The sequence below is a fragment of the Methylobacterium sp. A49B genome (genome assembly GCF_053346215.1).
Window position 1 is genome coordinate 1 of record NZ_JBKFBO010000149.1, and the last position, 14,427, is coordinate 14,427.

Here is a 14,427-nt window from a genome sequence, read left to right on the forward strand (position 1 = left end):
CTTCCGCGTTGGGCGAGGACGGCCGGGATGGTGCGCAGCATGATGACGAGGTCGCGGCGCAGGCTCCAGCGGGTGGCGTAGTCGAGATCCAGCGCGACGCGCTCGGCGTAGGTCGTGTCGGAGCGGCCCGAGACTTGCCACAGCCCGGTCACGCCCGGCGGCACGGCGAAGCAGGTGGCGAACGCCCGGCCGTAGCGGGCCACCTCCGCGGGAACGATCGGCCGCGGGCCGACCAGGCTCATCTCGCCGCGCAGCACGTTCCAGAGCTGGGGCAGCTCGTCCAGCGAGGTCTTACGCAGCACCTGGCCGATCGCGGTCACGCGCGGATCGTCGGTGAGCTTGTGGGTCTCCGCCCACTCGGTGCGCGCCCGCGGGTTGGCGGACAGGTGGGCCGCCAGCACCGCCTCGCCGTTGGTGACCATCGAGCGGAACTTCAGGCAGCCGAAGCGGCGCCCGTCCCGGCCCAGGCGCATGTGGCGGTAGATCGGCGGCTTGCGGTCGCCGGCCCAGACCATCAGGGCGATCAGCAGGAGGAGCGGCAGCAGGAGGAACAGGGCCGTGGCCGCCACGCTCACGTCGAGGCTGCGCTTGGTCGCCCAGTCCAGGCGCAGCCCCCGCGCCACGAACGGCGTCTCCGGCAAAACCGCCCCCGCCACGATCTCCGCCGCCTCGCTCACTTGGCCAACCACCTGCTCGGCCGCGTCAGCCATGTCGGACTGACGCTGCGGCGCGGGAAATCCGGCGGAAGCGGGAGGCTCGACACGGGTCAGCACGGTCTCAGCTCCTATGATGAGGCCAATGGCGAGCGGTTAACGATTGCTTATCGCAGCGGTCATAACCTGCAATAACAGTCTCCGCAACACAATATGTTGGCTGTTTACACGCACTCAGGCAGGCTAGGCGTACGTAGTTCGGATGATGAAAGTTGGGCCTCAGACGCGGGACGCTGACCGCGCGGCCTCAACGCTCAGTATTTTCTACTCAACTGCGTCGGATCTGATAACGCGACGAGGGATGTCGGAGTTATGCAGTCGAGACGCCTACTACGCGTGAACCGGGTGGTGGCGGCGGAGGTGAGACCGCCGGCACCGGTGAGCGACGCGAAGCACGATGCTCGATGCGGCACCGCGCCTAAGAACGGCTGAGCTGCTCAAAGCGTTTCACGACGAAATAGAGTTTTTATTAACTGCCTTCGACAGGCCCCGATCGAGCGCCTCCCGCAGGTAGGGCGTCTACGGTCGACGGGCAGGCCGAACCCGCCGGACAGGGCGGCTCATCGAAGATCAACCGGCCGTTTTCCAGATCCTGTTGCTTCGACGCATCGATCCGCCTCGCCCGTTCACGCAACCTCGCCTTAGAATCGGGCTGAGCGGCGGCCGGCAGGTCCCTTCGTCAGCAGTATCTGGCGGAGCGGGTTCGGCTCGACCTCGCTGTCGTTACGGCCTCGGCTCTGCTGCAGCCAACAGTCTCGAACCCCGAGGCGCAAGCTGGTCCAGCGAGCGTCACCCATGGCATCGTTGGCGAGCTGGCCGCCGGCGATGCGCGGCTCGGAGAAGCCGCGGGAATTGCCCGAGCACGGATTGACCGCCACGATCTCGGTCTGCGGCAGCGCCTTGAGGTCGGCGAGCGACAGGGAGAGCGGGCGCTCGACCTGCCCGATCACCGCGACGCGAAAGGCCTGCGGGTCGATCTCGGTCGGGATGTCGGCGAGGTGATAGTGCACGAAGACCGCGTTGTTCGGCGTGATCGCGCCCTTGTCGAGGACCGCGAACGGCGTCTCTAGTTACGGTGGGCGCGCGGCACGCCTCTGACGGCGGCAGGGGCGGCGAGCCCGATCAGCCGCATGAAGCCTCGCCTTCCACGGCCGATCTTCGCGCGCTCACCGTCACCACAGCCACAATCGATTGCGGCGTGACCGCCGCATCACGACCGCGCGGTCGCCGCCCCGGCGACGTGCCGGCCTGAATCGCGACGCAGAACTGCTGCGGCGCGGATCAACCGCACCTGACCCTGGTTGCCCACAGATCGGGGATGTTCAAGGGGAGACCGGTTATGCCGCCTGTCCGAGCCACCGACCTCGCCCGTGAGGCAGAGGCGATCCTGTGGGCCGATCTGTGCACCTGCACCGCCTGCACCATGGAGGGCCTGCGGATCACCGCCGTCGCCGCCCTTCAGAGCGTCCATCCCGTTCCCCAGGTGGTGACGGTCCGCCGACCCGACCCCAACAGCGATCAGTTGTGCATCCGGATCGAAGGTCCGCATTTCACCGGCGAGATCAGGCTCGTGGCGCCCTGGTGCGACTGAACCGTTCGCGTGTCGCGGACCAGTCCGCGACGAGCGTCGACGATCGCTCCTGAACGCACGAAGACGGGTCGCCCTGGCTCACTTTGCTGCGCGCGTCATGACGATTGGGACGCATCGACCGAGGCCTCGAAACGGCTTCCGTATCGGGCTCATGCGCGGGTGAGGATCGGCGATCCGGGCAGCCTGTCGCCCCGGCATCAAGCGTTCGAAGCCGCGTGCCCGGCGCAAGCCATCGCCGAGGCTTGCGCCGGCGCCCTCGACGTGTGCCGCAACACGCCGATCCGGAAAGCTTGGGCTTACATCGACATCACACCGCGAAGACAGTCGCGGATCCGATGGAGACTTCCGATGACCCTCACGGCTCGCCTCACCCTCGCCGCCGCACTCGCCGCCGCGACCGTCGCGGTGTTCGCCGGGACCTATGTCGAGGCCCTGGAGCGCGCGCTTCCCATGCACTTCGTCTGATCCCGGGCGAGGACCTGCCATTTCGATAGAGCGGGAGGTCGACGATGCGCACACTGATGAACGCCGTCCTCGACGGCGCCCTTTCCGCCGTCGATACGCTGGATGACTGGCTCTCTGAAACCGTCAACGGTTTCAGCGCCGTGATGCCGGTGATCGCGGACGAGGATGCGGCGACCGGCGCCGTGCCTGACGGAGCCCGCGGACCGCGCTGATCCGGCTGCCGGATCAGCGCTTCTGGTTATTCGGCGCCGACTGGTCGGTCTGCGGCTCCAACTTCGTGGCATCGGGCTTTGTCGGCGTGTTGGTCTGCGCCTGCTTGTCATCGCAGGCGGCGAGCCCGACCATCAGCAGTCCGAGCAACGCGATCGTTCTCATCGCCGGCATGGTTCCTCCGTGAGCCGCTGACATGTTCCGAGAACGGTGGCCATGCGAGTGGCGTTCCGCCGGATCCGGGGTGCTCCCGCCCGGGCGTGATCCCCGGGCGGTCCATCCGCTCGCCATTTGCCGGACCGGCCCCGCGTCAGCGGCTTCCGGCGCCGGGCTTCGCGCCCGAGCCAGCATCGTTGGCGCCGGTGCTGTTGGTCGTGCCGGAGCGGCTCAGGTTGCCGGAAGACGGGCCGCTGCCCGAAGCGCCGGGGCTGGCGCCGGAGCCGGCGTCGTTCGGTCCGGTCTTGTCGGCCGTGCCCGACCGGCTGGTCGCGCCGGATCCGTTCTCGGCCGCCAGGGCCGGGGCAGCGGCGGCGAGCAGACCGGCTGCGGCGAGCGTGATGAGCCTCGTGCGGAGCGTCATGGCGTGTCTCCCTCCATGCCGGCCGTGGGGACTGGAATGCCCTAGAATGGCCCGGCCGGTCCGTTGGGGAACCCTCGGTCAGCACGGCTGTTCCTGAACGCGGGGGCTGAGCGACGAAGGCGGACTTCGCGCATGCCGATCCTGATCGCCCTGGTGGCTGTCGCGGCCGGGGTCCTGAACACCGTCCAGGCCGGGGCGAATGCGAGCTTGAACAAGGCCCTGGGGCAGCCGATCCTGGCAGCCCTCGTCGTGGCCGGCACCAACATCCTCGTCTATCTTCTGGCGGTCCCGTTCCTTGGGATCGGCTGGCCGAGCGGCGCGCGCTGGACGGGCGTGCCGTGGTGGGCGTGGCTCGGCGGCGCCATGGGAGCCGCCTACGTGCTGGCGATGATCATCCTGGCCGAGCGCCTCGGCGCCGCCTTGTTCACCGGCATCACCGTGACGGCCGCGATCGTGACCTCCGTGGCGCTCGATCACTACGGCTGGTTGGGCTTCGCGCAGCACAGCGCCGGTCCCTGGCGGATCCTGGGCGGCGTCATGATGATCGGCGGCGTGGCGCTGATCTCGCTGTTCTGAGCGGTCGCGGAGCCCCGTGATCGGCGGGGTTCAGGACGCACCGGGGTCTGCACCGCCGTCGGTCGCCGCCGCGGACGTCTCCCGGGCTTCCGCATCGGGCATCTCATAGCCGCGCGCCCAGGTGCGGTGGGCGTCCGTTCCCTCCGGATAGGGATTCGCGGTGAGCGGGTCGCCGCGCTCGCGGGCATGACGGCCCTCGGCGCTCACCGTGGCGGGCGAATGGGACGACAGTGTCACGACAATCTCTCCGGCATCCCGTTTCTGCCCGAACCCGATCTCACGTCAGCGGATGGCCGTGGGCGGCTCGGCTGCCGACTGGGAGCCGGCGCCGGTCACCCGCCAGACGACCCCGCCCGCATCGTCGGCGATGAGCAGGGCGCCGTGGCTGTCGACCGCGAGGCCCACAGGCCGACCGCGGGCCTGCCGGTCTTCCGTGACGAAGCCGGTGACGACGTCCTGCGCCTTCCCGGACGGCTTGCCCTCCGCGAACGGGATGTAGACCACCTTGTAGCCGTTGAGGGGGTCGCGGTCCCAGCTTCCGTGCTCGCCCACGAAGGCACCGCCCTGGTAGGTCTGGGGCAGGGCCGTGCCGGTGTAGAAGGTCATCCCGAGCGGCGCGACGTGCGAACTCAGGGAATAGTCCGGCATGATCGCCGAGGCGACGCGCTCGGGCCGCTGAGGCATCACCCGCGGATCGACGTGGCTGCCCCAGTAGCTGTAGGGCCAGCCGTAGAAGCCGCCGTCCTTCACCGAGGTCATGTAGTCGGGCACGAGATCGGGCCCGAGCTCGTCGCGCTCGTTGACGACGCACCAGAGCGTCTTGGTCTGCGGCTCGAAGGTCAGACCGTTGGGGTTGCGCAGGCCGGTAGCGTAGAGCCGGTGCGTCCCGGTCGCCCGGTCGATTTCCCAGATCGCCGCGCGGTCCTTCTCCGCGTCGAGCCCGTTCTCGGAGACGTTGCTGTTCGAGCCGATGCCCGCGTAGAGCTTGGTTCCGTCCGGGCTCGCCGTCAGGCTCTTGGTCCAGTGATGGTTGATCTGCCCCGCCGGCAGCTCGGTGAGCTTCACCCCGGGCTCCGCGATCGTGGTCTCGCCCGGCTTGTAGGGGTAGCGCATCACCCCGTCGGTCTCGGCGACGTAGAGGTCGTTGCCGACGAGCGCCATACCGAAGGGCGAGTTCTGCTTGTCGAGGAGGACGTTGCGCTGCTCGGCAACTCCGTCGCCGTCAGCATCCCGCAGCAGGGTGATGCGCTGACCCGGCGTCTCGGCGGAGTGGGACTTCCGTTCAAGCCAGCCCATGATGATCTCCTTGGGCCGGTATACCGGCGGGTTCGGGCCGCCGCTCTCTGCCACCAGGATGTCGCCGTTCGGCAGGACCAGGATCGAGCGTGGGTTCTTGAGACCCGTGGCCAGGGCCTTCACCTGCAGCCCGGCGGCCACCTGCGGTGCCTCGCCGTCCTTCCAGCCGACGACGCTGGAGACGTGCATCGGCGGCAGGAGGTACTGGTGCGGCTCGGGAAGTGGCGGGTTCGGCCCGATCTGTGTCCGCGGATCGATGGGATCCGGCCCGCAGGCTGCGAGCGGCAGCAGTAGGCCGGTGATCAGGATCGCGCGGCCGAGCGTCATGCGCGCTCTCCGTTCCGGACGCCCACGCCGTGGCGGTGGACCAGTGCCGCACCGTTCCAGCCGGTCACCAGCAGGATGAGCACGACGGCGGCCGAGAGGATCAACCCGGTCGGCACCACCGACGTGTAGGCGTCGCGGCTGTGCACGAAGAGGTTGATGAGGCTGAGGCCTACGGCCACGACGTTGCCGACGACGTGGATCCAGGCCGGGCGGAGCCGCCGGATGCCGCGGTCGCCGAAGAAGTCGATCATACCCGCGAGCACCGCCAGGGCGGCGCCGATCAGGCCGACGCTGAGGAGCCAAGCCGAGAAATTGGCCCATTGCATGTTGGCGGTGAACCAGTACGCGATGTCGGTCCCCAGGGTGCCGACGAAGCAGGCGATCGGGATCGGGACGAGCATCGCGTGGATCGGGTGAGCGCCGATCCGGGCCGTGGATTGCGGGTTTGTCTGGGCCAAGCGATGGTCCTCGTCGCGCGATCGCGCCGCGGGGCGCATGGTCCGCCGGGCGCCCCCGCGAAGGTTCCCGGTCTGGTGCCCGTGTGTCCGCCCGCCGGTCGAGTCGTCAGCACTCCGAGTCGCCGCCGGAGAGGCGGCGCTCGAGATGCTGCATGGCTGGCCAACCCGAGGGGATGCGGTCGGTTCCTGCCCACGGCGGGCTGAGCCGCGTCGGTCGTCCGGGCAGGAAATGGTGGGGTCGGATCGCGCTCGAAGCGGCTCTGATCGATAAGCCGTCGCTACCGAGGCCGAGGAAGCGCGCGGTGCGGCAAACGGCGAAAAGCCCGGCCGCTTGCGGTTCGATCCGCCCCGCCGGCGCGCTTCACAGTCCGGTATAGCCCCTGGCCGCGGCAGCGTCCTTCAGGCGCGCGAACGCGGTTGCGTAGCGCTCCCGCAGGAACGCGGCGTTCGGCGGTATCCGGGCGGGACAGAGATTATCCTCGGTGTCGGACATCTTGACCAGGATCGCCGCGAGGTCGCCCGCCTCGATCAGGCCGGTGATGCGGTCCGAATAGGCTGTCCGGGCCGCAGGCTTCGTCAGCAGCATGACGATCCCGATCACGCCCGGATCGAAACCCTCGGCGCGCAGATCGCCGACGATCCGCGGCGTGTCCTCCAGCACATCGTGGAGCAGGGCAGCCTGCATGACTTGCATCGGGTCGATGTCGAACCCGTCGACGAGTCGGGCATGGCCGGCCCGGGCGAGGGCTGCGTTGGCGACGCGTTCGAGGTGTCGCATGCCGGGTTCGCCGCCCTTGTCGAGCTGGCCCGCATGCGCGGTGAGGGCGAAGGTATGGGCATCGAAGATCGTCGGCACGCTACCCTCTCGCGGGATGCCCCGGTGCGGTACGGCGCCGCTTCGGACTCCGGTAACGGACAATCGTGGCCGGGCGGCGGCGTTCCCGGTGGGCGGGCCATCGCTGTCAGTGACGCCCGGACCAACTCCGCTCTCCTGCGTTTTGAGGATGCCGGATTTTATCGATCTGTCAGACCGTTATTACTGGCAGAACTATTGCCCAGTTCGTATGCCATCGCCATTTGCTGTCTCATAAACGGACAAGCGGCGGTTCGCAGTCCAGGATTGAGCCAATGGCGTCCGTTACCGTAGAAAAGCCGCTCGATGTCGGTGGGCCGATCAGCCGCCGCGCCGCCGCCCTGGCCAACGCCAAGTGGTTCCGCGCGCTGGCGTGGCGCACCCTTCGCGACGGCGGTCCGCAGGCCGAGCTTCGCGCCGCCAACGCGCGCGCCGCGGCCCGTATCGTCCTGAAGCAGGCCAAGCGCGAGGCGGTCGTCGCCCGCATGGCCCGCGAGGCCCTGGGATCCGACGTGTAGCGCGGAGCGCGCGGGCGGTCCGGATCCTCGATCGTGGCGGAAGGCCGAGGCTTGCCCGACAGGTCGCGCGTGAGCGTTGTGACGCCACCGCGGGTTGCTTCATGCCGCTCTCGGATGCCGGGCGGTTCCAGGGATCGGAACGCCTGACCGGATCGCCGGGAGCGGCCGAGGCCGCTCCCTTCGCGACGCCTGTCGCGCTGGGATCAGCGCTTGAACTTGCCGTCGTACTTGAACTCGGGCGCCGACTTCAGCTGATCCTTGCTCGCGCCGATGATGGCCTTCCACTTTTTGGCGTCGGCGTCGTAGCCCAACGCGATGGAGGACGGCGACACGGCCACATACCGCTCGCCCATCCCGAGGAAGCCGCCGACCGAGACGATGTAGCCCACGAGCTTGTCGTGATCGATAACGAGATCCTTGATCTCGCCCACCGTGTTGTTCTGGGCATCGGTGACGTTCAGGCCGATGAGGTTGTAGCTCAGGACGGCGTTCTGCGGGACGGTCTCGAACTTCGGCGCGACGGTTGGAGGCGCTTCATTGGCGGCGAGGGCCGGCCCGGCCAGGGCTGCGGCGGCGAGGGTGGCGAGGACGAGGCGACGCATAGGAATCTCCACTAACTCAGGATGAGTCGCTTGAAAGCTCGAACACCGCCGCATCGTTCCGGCTCGTAGCGGAAATGTTAATGCCCGGAACATGGAACCTTCGCGCGGGTCGCGGGCGCTTCGGCCGGGCCGTCGCACACGCTGCGCGCACGATGCGCCCCGACTCCGTTTGCGCACCGTACTGCTCGGCCGGCAGGACAGTTCGGCGGCTCGGCCCGCCGACGTCACTGGCGGAGGCGGGCTTGCCCGCGCATGAAGGCGGGGTTCCTGGCGGGAGGCATCGGTGGCGGAGGGATCGAGCATGGCGGTGCCGGCGAACCAGGGCGCCCCAGGCGCCTGGATCGACGGACTCATCGGCGTCTCCATCTTCAGCGCCTCGCTGGTCGCCACACGCCTCGCGCTGACCGGCATGGACGCGCTGTTCCTCAGCGCGGCCCGCGCGGCCCTGGCCGGCCTGGCCGGGGCGGTGGCCCTGCGCATCCTGCGGCAGAGGCGACCGCGCGGAAACGACCTGCGATCGCTCGCGATCGTGGCGGCGGGCGTGGTCGTCGGCTTCCCGCTGCTCACGGCCCTGGCCCTTCGGACGGTGAGCGCCGCGCACGGGACCGTCTTCGTCGGCCTCTTGCCGCTTGCGACCGCCATCTTCGGCACGCTGCGCTCGGGCGAGCGCCCGTGGGCGGCGTTCTGGCTGCTGTCCCTCTGCGGTGCGCTGGTCACCGTCGTCTTCGCGGCCCGTGGCCTCGAAGGCCAAGTCGGGGCCGGCGACGCCTTCATGCTCGCGGCGATCCTGGTCTGCGGGCTCGGCTACGCGGAAGGCGGCGTGCTGGCGTGGCGGCTCGGGGGCTGGCAGGTGATCGCCTGGGCCACGGTCCTGTCACTGCCGGTGAGTCTGCCGCTCGCCCTCGCTCTGGCGCCGGCCGAGCCCACCGCGATCCCTCTGCCGGCCTGGGCCGGCCTCGGCTACGTCGCCCTGTTCAGCATGCTGATCGGCTTCGTGTTCTGGTACCGGGCGCTGGCGCGGGGCGGCATCGCGGCAATCGGTCAGCTGCAGCTGCTCCAACCGTTCCTCGGCCTCGGCGTCGCCGCCCTAGTGCTGGGCGAGCGGATCGAGCCCGCGATGATCGGCGCCGCCGTCGCGGTGGCCGCCTGCGTCGCGCTCGCCCGGCGCTTCGCCTGAACGTCCCCGAGGCTCAGCCCGCCTTGGCCACGACCTCGATATCCCGGTCCAGCCCGCTCTCGACCTTGAACTCGCGGGTGTAGACCTGCCCGTCGTGGCGGGCGATCAGCACGTAGTCGCCCTCCGCGAGTGTAACCTGCGGGAAGGCGCCGATCGCCTCGCGGATCGTGTCGCCGCCGGGCGTCAGGACCGAGAAGGCGGTCCCGGCGAAGGCCTCCGCGCCGGGCGCCGCCACCAGCTTGAGGGTCACGGTGGCGGCGCGGTGGTTGAGGGTCGCTTCCGTCACCTTGCCGTTCTCGACCCGAAGATCCGCGCGCTGGATCGCGTTCGACTCACCGTAGGTCGAGACCACGTGGTAGGTGCCCTCCGGCAGCCGCAGGATCTCGCCGGTCTTGATGCCGGAGCGCACGAGGCGCCCTTCCGAATTGGTGCCCACGGGGACGAAGACCGAGAACGTCACCTGCGCGGGGGCGATCTTCTGGTCGCCGACGGCGCCCGCCAGCATCAGCGCGCCGGCCGCGACGCGCAGCGTGTCGGTGGCCGGCTGGCCACCCATCACGATCCGCTTCGAGGCGCTGGCAAAGCCATAGGTGACGGTCGCCACGTAGGTGCCCGGCGCGAGGGTGAAATGCGGCTCCGCCTCGCCGGACCGGGCCACGATCGAGGGGCGAGTGCCGTCGCCGCGATCCTCGTAGATCCGCCAAGCCAGCCCCTGCCGCAGGGGCACGCCGGGACCGGCCAGGAGCGCCGACAGGGAGAGCTGCGCCTCCGGCTCGCTGGGCGGCATGGTGGGTGGAAGGGTCGGGCTGGTGATCGACGGGGAGGGCAGGGGGCCGCCGAGGCGGTTCTGGAACAGGTCCTGCTGCGCGCGCGCCGGCCCCGCGCCGGTCAAGAGACCGGCCAACACGGCCGCGGCAAGCCCCACGCGCATCGCTCAGTCTCTCTCACAGCGTCCCCGCGGCGCGACGCGCCGGCCCATCGGATTCTGCCTCTGCATCCGGACCATGGCGACGGCAAGGCCGCCTCGATGCCCGTCGCCCATGCTGCTCCTCCACGCCGCCCTTCCACCCGGGCCCGGCGCATGCCACATCGGGCACGGACCCGTGACCGGGACGGAGCGCATGACCGCCACCCTCGATCTCCTGAAGACCCGCCGCTCGGTGCCGCCGCCGCTGCTGGACGAACCCGGACCGGACCGCGCGCAACTCGACGTCATCCTCAGGGCGGCTGCCCGCGTGCCCGATCACGGCAAGCTCGCGCCCTGGCGCTTCATCGTGATCGCCGGCGACGCCCGCGCGCGGGTGGGCGAGACCATCGCCGCCACCTTCGCGGCCGACAATCCGGACGCGACGTCCGAGCGCCTCGCGCAGGAGCGCGGCCGGCTGACGCACGCACCCTTGGCGATCGCGGTGGTGTCGCGGGCGGCGCCGCACGTGAAGATTCCGGAATGGGAGCAGGTGCTCTCCGCGGGTGCCGCGACCATGAACCTCGTCATCGCCGCCAACGCCGCGGGCTTCGCGACCTCCTGGCTGACGGAATGGTTCGCCTACGACCGGCGGGTGCTCGACGCGTTGGGCCTCGCACCCGCCGAGAAGCTCGCGGGGTTCGTCCATATCGGCCGGGCGCGCGAGGTCCCCTCAGACCGGCCGCGTCCGGCGCTGGACGAGATCGTCACCTACCTCTGAGAGGGGTCCCGGCCGTGCATTACGATCTCGACGTGCCGCGCGAGGCGCGCCCGCTCCCTCACAATCCGCTCAAGGCCATCGTGGCGCCGCGTCCGATCGGCTGGATCAGCGCCATGAGCCGGGACGGCAAGCTCAACCTCGCGCCCTACTCGTTCTTCAACGCCGTGGCCGACAACATGGTGGCGTTCTCGTCCTCGGGCCGCAAGGACGCGATGACCTTCGCCGAGGAGGGTGCGGAGTTCGTCTGCAGCCTCGCCACCTGGGACCTGCGCGACGGGATGAACGACTCCTCCGCGCCGCTGCCGCGGGGGCAGAGCGAGTTCGCCTTCGCCAATCTGGAGACCGCCGCCTCGCGCAAGGTGCGGCCGCCGCGCGTCGCCGCATCCCCGGCGGCCCTCGAATGCCGGTGGCTCCAGACCGTACCGCTGGTGCCCCTCGAGGGCGGCGAGCCGGACAACTTCCTCGTGATCGGGCAGGTGGTGTCGATCTACGTCGACGAGCGCTTCGTCCGGGACGGAATGGTCGACACGGCGGCGATGCATCCGATCATGCGCGGTGGCTACTTCGATTACTTTCACGCCACCGCCGACACGCGCTTCCAGATGCGCCGCCCCAAGGGAGCCGGCGAGTTCACCGGGTCCTGAATGGGGATAGGCCCGCGCGCCACCGATTGAGGACTTATTTACCATAGGGAGCGCAGGTTCGGGCTGTCGTCAGCCCCCTTCGCGCGCCCGGATGTTCCTGTTCACCACGCCCTCAAGCCCCCCCGAGAGCCCGCCCCCGGCGCGGCCCCTCGCCGGGACGGCGGCCTCCGGACCGGTGGTCCAGGCGATCCGCGACGGGGCGATGGCGAGCGGCGTCGGCTTCGATTACCTGCTGGCCACCGCCCGGCGGGAATCGGCCCTCGATCCGGCCGCCAAGGCCGGGACCTCGTCGGCCACCGGGCTGTTCCAGTTCATCGAGCAGACCTGGCTCGGCGTGATGAAGAATGCCGGGCCGCGGCTCGGCCTGCAGGCCCAGGCCGACGCCATCACCCGCCAGTCGGACGGCACCTACATGGTCCCCGACGCGGGGCAGCGGCAGGCGATCCTCGACCTGCGGCGCGATCCCAAGATCTCCGCGACGCTGGCCGGAGCCCTGACCCAGCAGAACGCCGATGCGCTCGGTGCCGCGCTGGGCCGCGAGCCGACGGCGGGCGACCTCTACGCGGCGCACGTGCTCGGCGCCAAGGGCGCGGCCGCCCTGATCTCCACGGCCCGCGCCTTCCCCGAACGCGCCGCCGCCCTGGACCTGCCGGAGGCGGCCGCCGCCAACCGGGGACTGTTCTACGACCGCACGGGCCGGCCCCGGAGCGCCGCAGAGCTCTACGCCAGCCTCGCGGCAGCCGCCCAGGGTGCAGCCGCCACGGATCTCACGGTGCTGCGCCAGGACGGCGCGGCGGCCCCGCAGGCAGCCTCGGCCTATGCCAGTGCGGCGACGGCCTTCGGCGGCACCAGCGACTTGCGCAGCCTGTTCCAGACGGACCAGCGCGGAACGGTCCCGGACGCCGCGGCGCGGCTCTGGCAGGCGCGCAATGCCGCGCCGCCGCCCGCCCACGCGGCGCCGACCTACTTCCCGCGCTCCGCCTCTGAGTCCGCGATGGGCGGTGCACCGGATCCCGTCGCGACCGGCTCCGTTGCCGAGCCCGCGGCGACGCCACCCGGATCCGCGCTCACCAACCCGCCGCTGCCGCCTCGCCGCCCGGCGGATTTCGCCGCGGCGCCTGCCACGACCGGCGCCAGGAACAGCCTGTTCGCCCCCCGGAGCGGTCCATGATCATCCGCGAGTTCCTGGCCTGGACGCAGAACGCCTCGGCGAGCCGCCGCGCCGAGGCCACGGCGGCCCTCGCGCGGGCCTACCTGTACGGCGACCTCACCGCGGAGGATGCCTGGGAGGCCAAGACCGCCCTGCTCGCGCTCCTCGACGATCCCTCGCCGGTGGTCCGGCGGGCACTCGCGGAAGCCTGCGCAGCCTCCGCCCGGACGCCGCGCCCCCTCGTCGTTGCGCTGTCCTGCGACGCACCCGAGATCGCGCGACTGGTCCTGGCCCGTTCGCCGGTTCTCACCGACGCGGATCTGGTGGATGCCGCCGGACTGGGCGACGAGACGACCCGCGCCGTGATCGCGGCGCGCCACCACCTGTCGCCCGCGGTCTCCGGGGCGCTGGCCGAGGTCGGCGAGGTCGAGACCCTGGTGGTGCTGGCGCGGAACCCCACGGCGAAGATCACTGCCGGCCGGATGCTGCGCATGGTCGAGCGCCGCGGCTCGGAGGCGCCGTTGCGCGAGGCGCTGCTCGCGCGGGCCGACCTGCCGCCGGAGGTGCACCACGCGATCGGGCTCGCGGTGGCGCAGGCTCTGTCGCGCTTCGTCACGGGCCGCGGCTGGCTCGGCGCCGAACGCTGCGAGCGGATGAGCCGCGAGACCGGCGAGCGCCTGGCGCTGGAGGCCTGCGCAGGTGCTGGCGCGGCCGGCATCGCAAGGCTGGTGACCCACCTCCGCGTCACTCGCCAGCTCAATGCCGGCCTGATCCTGCGCGCCGTCCTGTCGGGCCAGACCGACTTCGCTCTGGCCGCGCTGGCCGACCTGTCCGGCCAGGACCATGCCGGCGTCGCGCGGGCCATGCGCGATCCCCGCGGCTTCGCCGACCTGCACGCGCGGGCGGGGCTGCCGGCCGCTCTCCTGCCGGCCATGCAGGCGGCCCTCGCGGCGTGGCAGGACGTCGCCCGCAGCGGGGCGACCATGCGCGGCGCAGGCCTGTCGCGGCGGATCATCGAATGCGCCATCGGCGCCTGCAATGCATTGCCGGATGCCGAGATGAGCCCCGTCCGCGCTCTGCTGAACCGCTACGAGGCCGAGGCCGCCCGCGACGAGGCCCGGGAGGTGGCGCGGACCATCGCGGCGGAGGCCCTGGCGCGCGAGACGGCCCGCCGCGACGCCGCGGCGGCAGACGAAGCGTGGCGCACCGCTCTGGAGAGCCAGCGCAGGACCACGTTCGCGACACCGGCCAGTGCGGTGGACGCCGTGATGGTCGCCGAGGACGCCCCAGCCACGACGCCGGAGGTCCCCAACCCGGTCGGCGCCATCCTCGACGCGCTGCCCGAGCAAATCCTGGCTTGGTACCGGACGGAGGAGCGACCGGTCGATCCGGAGGAACAGGCCGCCACCGACGCGGTGCTCGACGGCCTCGGCGAGAGCCTGCTCGAACAGTTCCGTGTGAGCCGCGGCCCGATTGCCCCGGCGGCCGACATGGGCGGGGCGGACACGGCGGCGAAGATCGCCGCCTGATGACGCCGGCCGGCCTTGTCGAGGCCTGCCGCAAAGGAGGCGCGGGGTGAAGA

Annotated in this window: 18 protein-coding genes and 1 pseudogene; 9 read left to right on the forward strand and 10 right to left on the reverse strand. The window is 70.8% G+C overall.

The annotated features are described in order from the left end of the window. Together ACLBX9_RS31010 and ACLBX9_RS31015 are read right to left on the reverse strand one after the other, a co-directional pair. Positions 1–773 (reverse strand): sugar transferase (locus ACLBX9_RS31010; protein WP_447721615.1); only part of this gene is annotated, 773 nt, incomplete at its 3' end. Positions 774–1,477: 704 nt separating this feature from the next. Next, positions 1,478–1,798, reverse strand: a pseudogene (locus tag ACLBX9_RS31015) (molybdopterin-dependent oxidoreductase); the annotation flags it as partial. A gap of 254 nt (positions 1,799–2,052) precedes the next feature. Between ACLBX9_RS31015 and ACLBX9_RS31020 the strand changes: the two are divergent. Next, positions 2,053–2,304, forward strand: a complete 252-nt coding sequence (locus ACLBX9_RS31020; RefSeq protein WP_010683270.1) for a hypothetical protein — start codon at positions 2,053–2,055, stop codon at positions 2,302–2,304. Positions 2,305–2,825: 521 nt separating this feature from the next. Continuing rightward, positions 2,826–2,981, forward strand: coding sequence for a hypothetical protein (locus tag ACLBX9_RS31025; RefSeq protein WP_447721616.1), 156 nt, complete (start codon positions 2,826–2,828; stop codon positions 2,979–2,981). A 13-nt stretch (positions 2,982–2,994) separates the two neighbouring features. Here ACLBX9_RS31025 and ACLBX9_RS31030 read toward each other — a convergent pair whose 3' ends face one another. After that, positions 2,995–3,153: a hypothetical protein gene (locus ACLBX9_RS31030; protein ID WP_447721617.1), complete on the reverse strand. Its 159-nt coding sequence runs from the start codon at positions 3,151–3,153 to the stop codon at positions 2,995–2,997. A 136-nt stretch (positions 3,154–3,289) separates the two neighbouring features. Then, the gene (locus tag ACLBX9_RS31035) at positions 3,290–3,559 is read right to left on the reverse strand and encodes a hypothetical protein (RefSeq protein WP_010683267.1); all 270 of its coding nucleotides are present in this window, start codon (positions 3,557–3,559) and stop codon (positions 3,290–3,292) included. Positions 3,560–3,691: 132 nt separating this feature from the next. Between ACLBX9_RS31035 and ACLBX9_RS31040 the strand changes: the two genes are divergently transcribed. Further along, positions 3,692–4,135, forward strand: a complete 444-nt coding sequence (locus ACLBX9_RS31040) for a DMT family transporter (protein ID WP_010683266.1) — start codon at positions 3,692–3,694, stop codon at positions 4,133–4,135. 30 nt (positions 4,136–4,165) lie between these two features. Here ACLBX9_RS31040 and ACLBX9_RS31045 read toward each other — a convergent pair whose 3' ends face one another. From ACLBX9_RS31045 to ACLBX9_RS31060, 4 genes are all read right to left on the reverse strand, one after another. Further along, positions 4,166–4,372 carry a ribosome modulation factor gene (locus tag ACLBX9_RS31045; protein WP_447721618.1) on the reverse strand — a complete coding sequence of 69 codons (207 nt, stop codon included), beginning with the start codon at positions 4,370–4,372 and terminating at the stop codon, positions 4,166–4,168. 45 nt (positions 4,373–4,417) lie between these two features. Further along, positions 4,418–5,758 carry a PQQ-dependent sugar dehydrogenase gene (locus tag ACLBX9_RS31050; protein ID WP_447721619.1) on the reverse strand — a complete coding sequence of 447 codons (1,341 nt, stop codon included), beginning with the start codon at positions 5,756–5,758 and terminating at the stop codon, positions 4,418–4,420. Next, positions 5,755–6,216 carry a DUF2231 domain-containing protein gene (locus tag ACLBX9_RS31055; protein ID WP_447721620.1) on the reverse strand — a complete coding sequence of 154 codons (462 nt, stop codon included), beginning with the start codon at positions 6,214–6,216 and terminating at the stop codon, positions 5,755–5,757. The genes ACLBX9_RS31050 and ACLBX9_RS31055 overlap by 4 nt, the downstream gene beginning before the upstream one ends. A gap of 361 nt (positions 6,217–6,577) precedes the next feature. Further along, positions 6,578–7,072: an HD domain-containing protein gene (locus ACLBX9_RS31060; protein WP_447721621.1), complete on the reverse strand. Its 495-nt coding sequence runs from the start codon at positions 7,070–7,072 to the stop codon at positions 6,578–6,580. A 272-nt stretch (positions 7,073–7,344) separates the two neighbouring features. Here ACLBX9_RS31060 and ACLBX9_RS31065 point away from each other — a divergent pair, with 272 nt between their 5' ends. Further along, positions 7,345–7,587: a hypothetical protein gene (locus ACLBX9_RS31065; RefSeq protein ID WP_447721622.1), complete on the forward strand. Its 243-nt coding sequence runs from the start codon at positions 7,345–7,347 to the stop codon at positions 7,585–7,587. Between the two features lie 203 nt (positions 7,588–7,790). Here ACLBX9_RS31065 and ACLBX9_RS31070 read toward each other — a convergent pair whose 3' ends face one another. Next, positions 7,791–8,189, reverse strand: a complete 399-nt coding sequence (locus tag ACLBX9_RS31070) for a PRC-barrel domain-containing protein (RefSeq protein WP_447721623.1) — start codon at positions 8,187–8,189, stop codon at positions 7,791–7,793. A gap of 301 nt (positions 8,190–8,490) precedes the next feature. Between ACLBX9_RS31070 and ACLBX9_RS31075 the strand changes: the two genes are divergently transcribed. After that, positions 8,491–9,366: a DMT family transporter gene (locus ACLBX9_RS31075; RefSeq protein ID WP_447721689.1), complete on the forward strand. Its 876-nt coding sequence runs from the start codon at positions 8,491–8,493 to the stop codon at positions 9,364–9,366. A 13-nt stretch (positions 9,367–9,379) separates the two neighbouring features. Here the strand turns inward: ACLBX9_RS31075 and ACLBX9_RS31080 are convergent, their stop codons facing one another. After that, complete coding sequence (locus tag ACLBX9_RS31080) at positions 9,380–10,297, reverse strand: hypothetical protein (RefSeq protein WP_010683258.1); 918 nt, start codon at positions 10,295–10,297, stop codon at positions 9,380–9,382. Between the two features lie 190 nt (positions 10,298–10,487). Here ACLBX9_RS31080 and ACLBX9_RS31085 point away from each other — a divergent pair, with 190 nt between their 5' ends. The 4 genes from ACLBX9_RS31085 to ACLBX9_RS31100 all read left to right on the forward strand — a co-directional run bounded on the left by ACLBX9_RS31085 (position 10,488) and on the right by ACLBX9_RS31100 (position 14,374). After that, positions 10,488–11,051 (forward strand): nitroreductase family protein, encoded by a 564-nt coding sequence (locus tag ACLBX9_RS31085; protein ID WP_447721624.1) that lies wholly within the window; start codon positions 10,488–10,490, stop codon positions 11,049–11,051. Positions 11,052–11,065: 14 nt separating this feature from the next. After that, complete coding sequence (locus tag ACLBX9_RS31090; protein ID WP_447721625.1) at positions 11,066–11,695, forward strand: flavin reductase family protein; 630 nt, start codon at positions 11,066–11,068, stop codon at positions 11,693–11,695. 91 nt (positions 11,696–11,786) lie between these two features. Then, positions 11,787–12,866 carry a lytic transglycosylase domain-containing protein gene (locus tag ACLBX9_RS31095; RefSeq protein ID WP_158168538.1) on the forward strand — a complete coding sequence of 360 codons (1,080 nt, stop codon included), beginning with the start codon at positions 11,787–11,789 and terminating at the stop codon, positions 12,864–12,866. Further along, positions 12,863–14,374, forward strand: coding sequence for a DUF2336 domain-containing protein (locus ACLBX9_RS31100; RefSeq protein WP_447721626.1), 1,512 nt, complete (start codon positions 12,863–12,865; stop codon positions 14,372–14,374). The genes ACLBX9_RS31095 and ACLBX9_RS31100 overlap by 4 nt, the downstream gene beginning before the upstream one ends. Positions 14,375–14,427 lie beyond the last annotated feature (53 nt).

Coding starts and splice junctions, on each gene's coding strand:
- ACLBX9_RS31035 (WP_010683267.1), bottom strand. CDS start 3,559: ATGACGCTCCGCACGAGGCTCATCACGCTCGCCGCAGCCGGTCTGCTC.
- ACLBX9_RS31030 (WP_447721617.1), bottom strand. CDS start 3,153: ATGCCGGCGATGAGAACGATCGCGTTGCTCGGACTGCTGATGGTCGGG.
- ACLBX9_RS31065 (WP_447721622.1), top strand. CDS start 7,345: ATGGCGTCCGTTACCGTAGAAAAGCCGCTCGATGTCGGTGGGCCGATC.
- ACLBX9_RS31100 (WP_447721626.1), top strand. CDS start 12,863: ATGATCATCCGCGAGTTCCTGGCCTGGACGCAGAACGCCTCGGCGAGC.
- ACLBX9_RS31025 (WP_447721616.1), top strand. CDS start 2,826: ATGAACGCCGTCCTCGACGGCGCCCTTTCCGCCGTCGATACGCTGGAT.
- ACLBX9_RS31040 (WP_010683266.1), top strand. CDS start 3,692: ATGCCGATCCTGATCGCCCTGGTGGCTGTCGCGGCCGGGGTCCTGAAC.
- ACLBX9_RS31085 (WP_447721624.1), top strand. CDS start 10,488: ATGACCGCCACCCTCGATCTCCTGAAGACCCGCCGCTCGGTGCCGCCG.
- ACLBX9_RS31075 (WP_447721689.1), top strand. CDS start 8,491: ATGGCGGTGCCGGCGAACCAGGGCGCCCCAGGCGCCTGGATCGACGGA.
- ACLBX9_RS31095 (WP_158168538.1), top strand. CDS start 11,787: ATGTTCCTGTTCACCACGCCCTCAAGCCCCCCCGAGAGCCCGCCCCCG.
- ACLBX9_RS31080 (WP_010683258.1), bottom strand. CDS start 10,297: ATGCGCGTGGGGCTTGCCGCGGCCGTGTTGGCCGGTCTCTTGACCGGC.
- ACLBX9_RS31070 (WP_447721623.1), bottom strand. CDS start 8,189: ATGCGTCGCCTCGTCCTCGCCACCCTCGCCGCCGCAGCCCTGGCCGGG.
- ACLBX9_RS31020 (WP_010683270.1), top strand. CDS start 2,053: ATGCCGCCTGTCCGAGCCACCGACCTCGCCCGTGAGGCAGAGGCGATC.
- ACLBX9_RS31050 (WP_447721619.1), bottom strand. CDS start 5,758: ATGACGCTCGGCCGCGCGATCCTGATCACCGGCCTACTGCTGCCGCTC.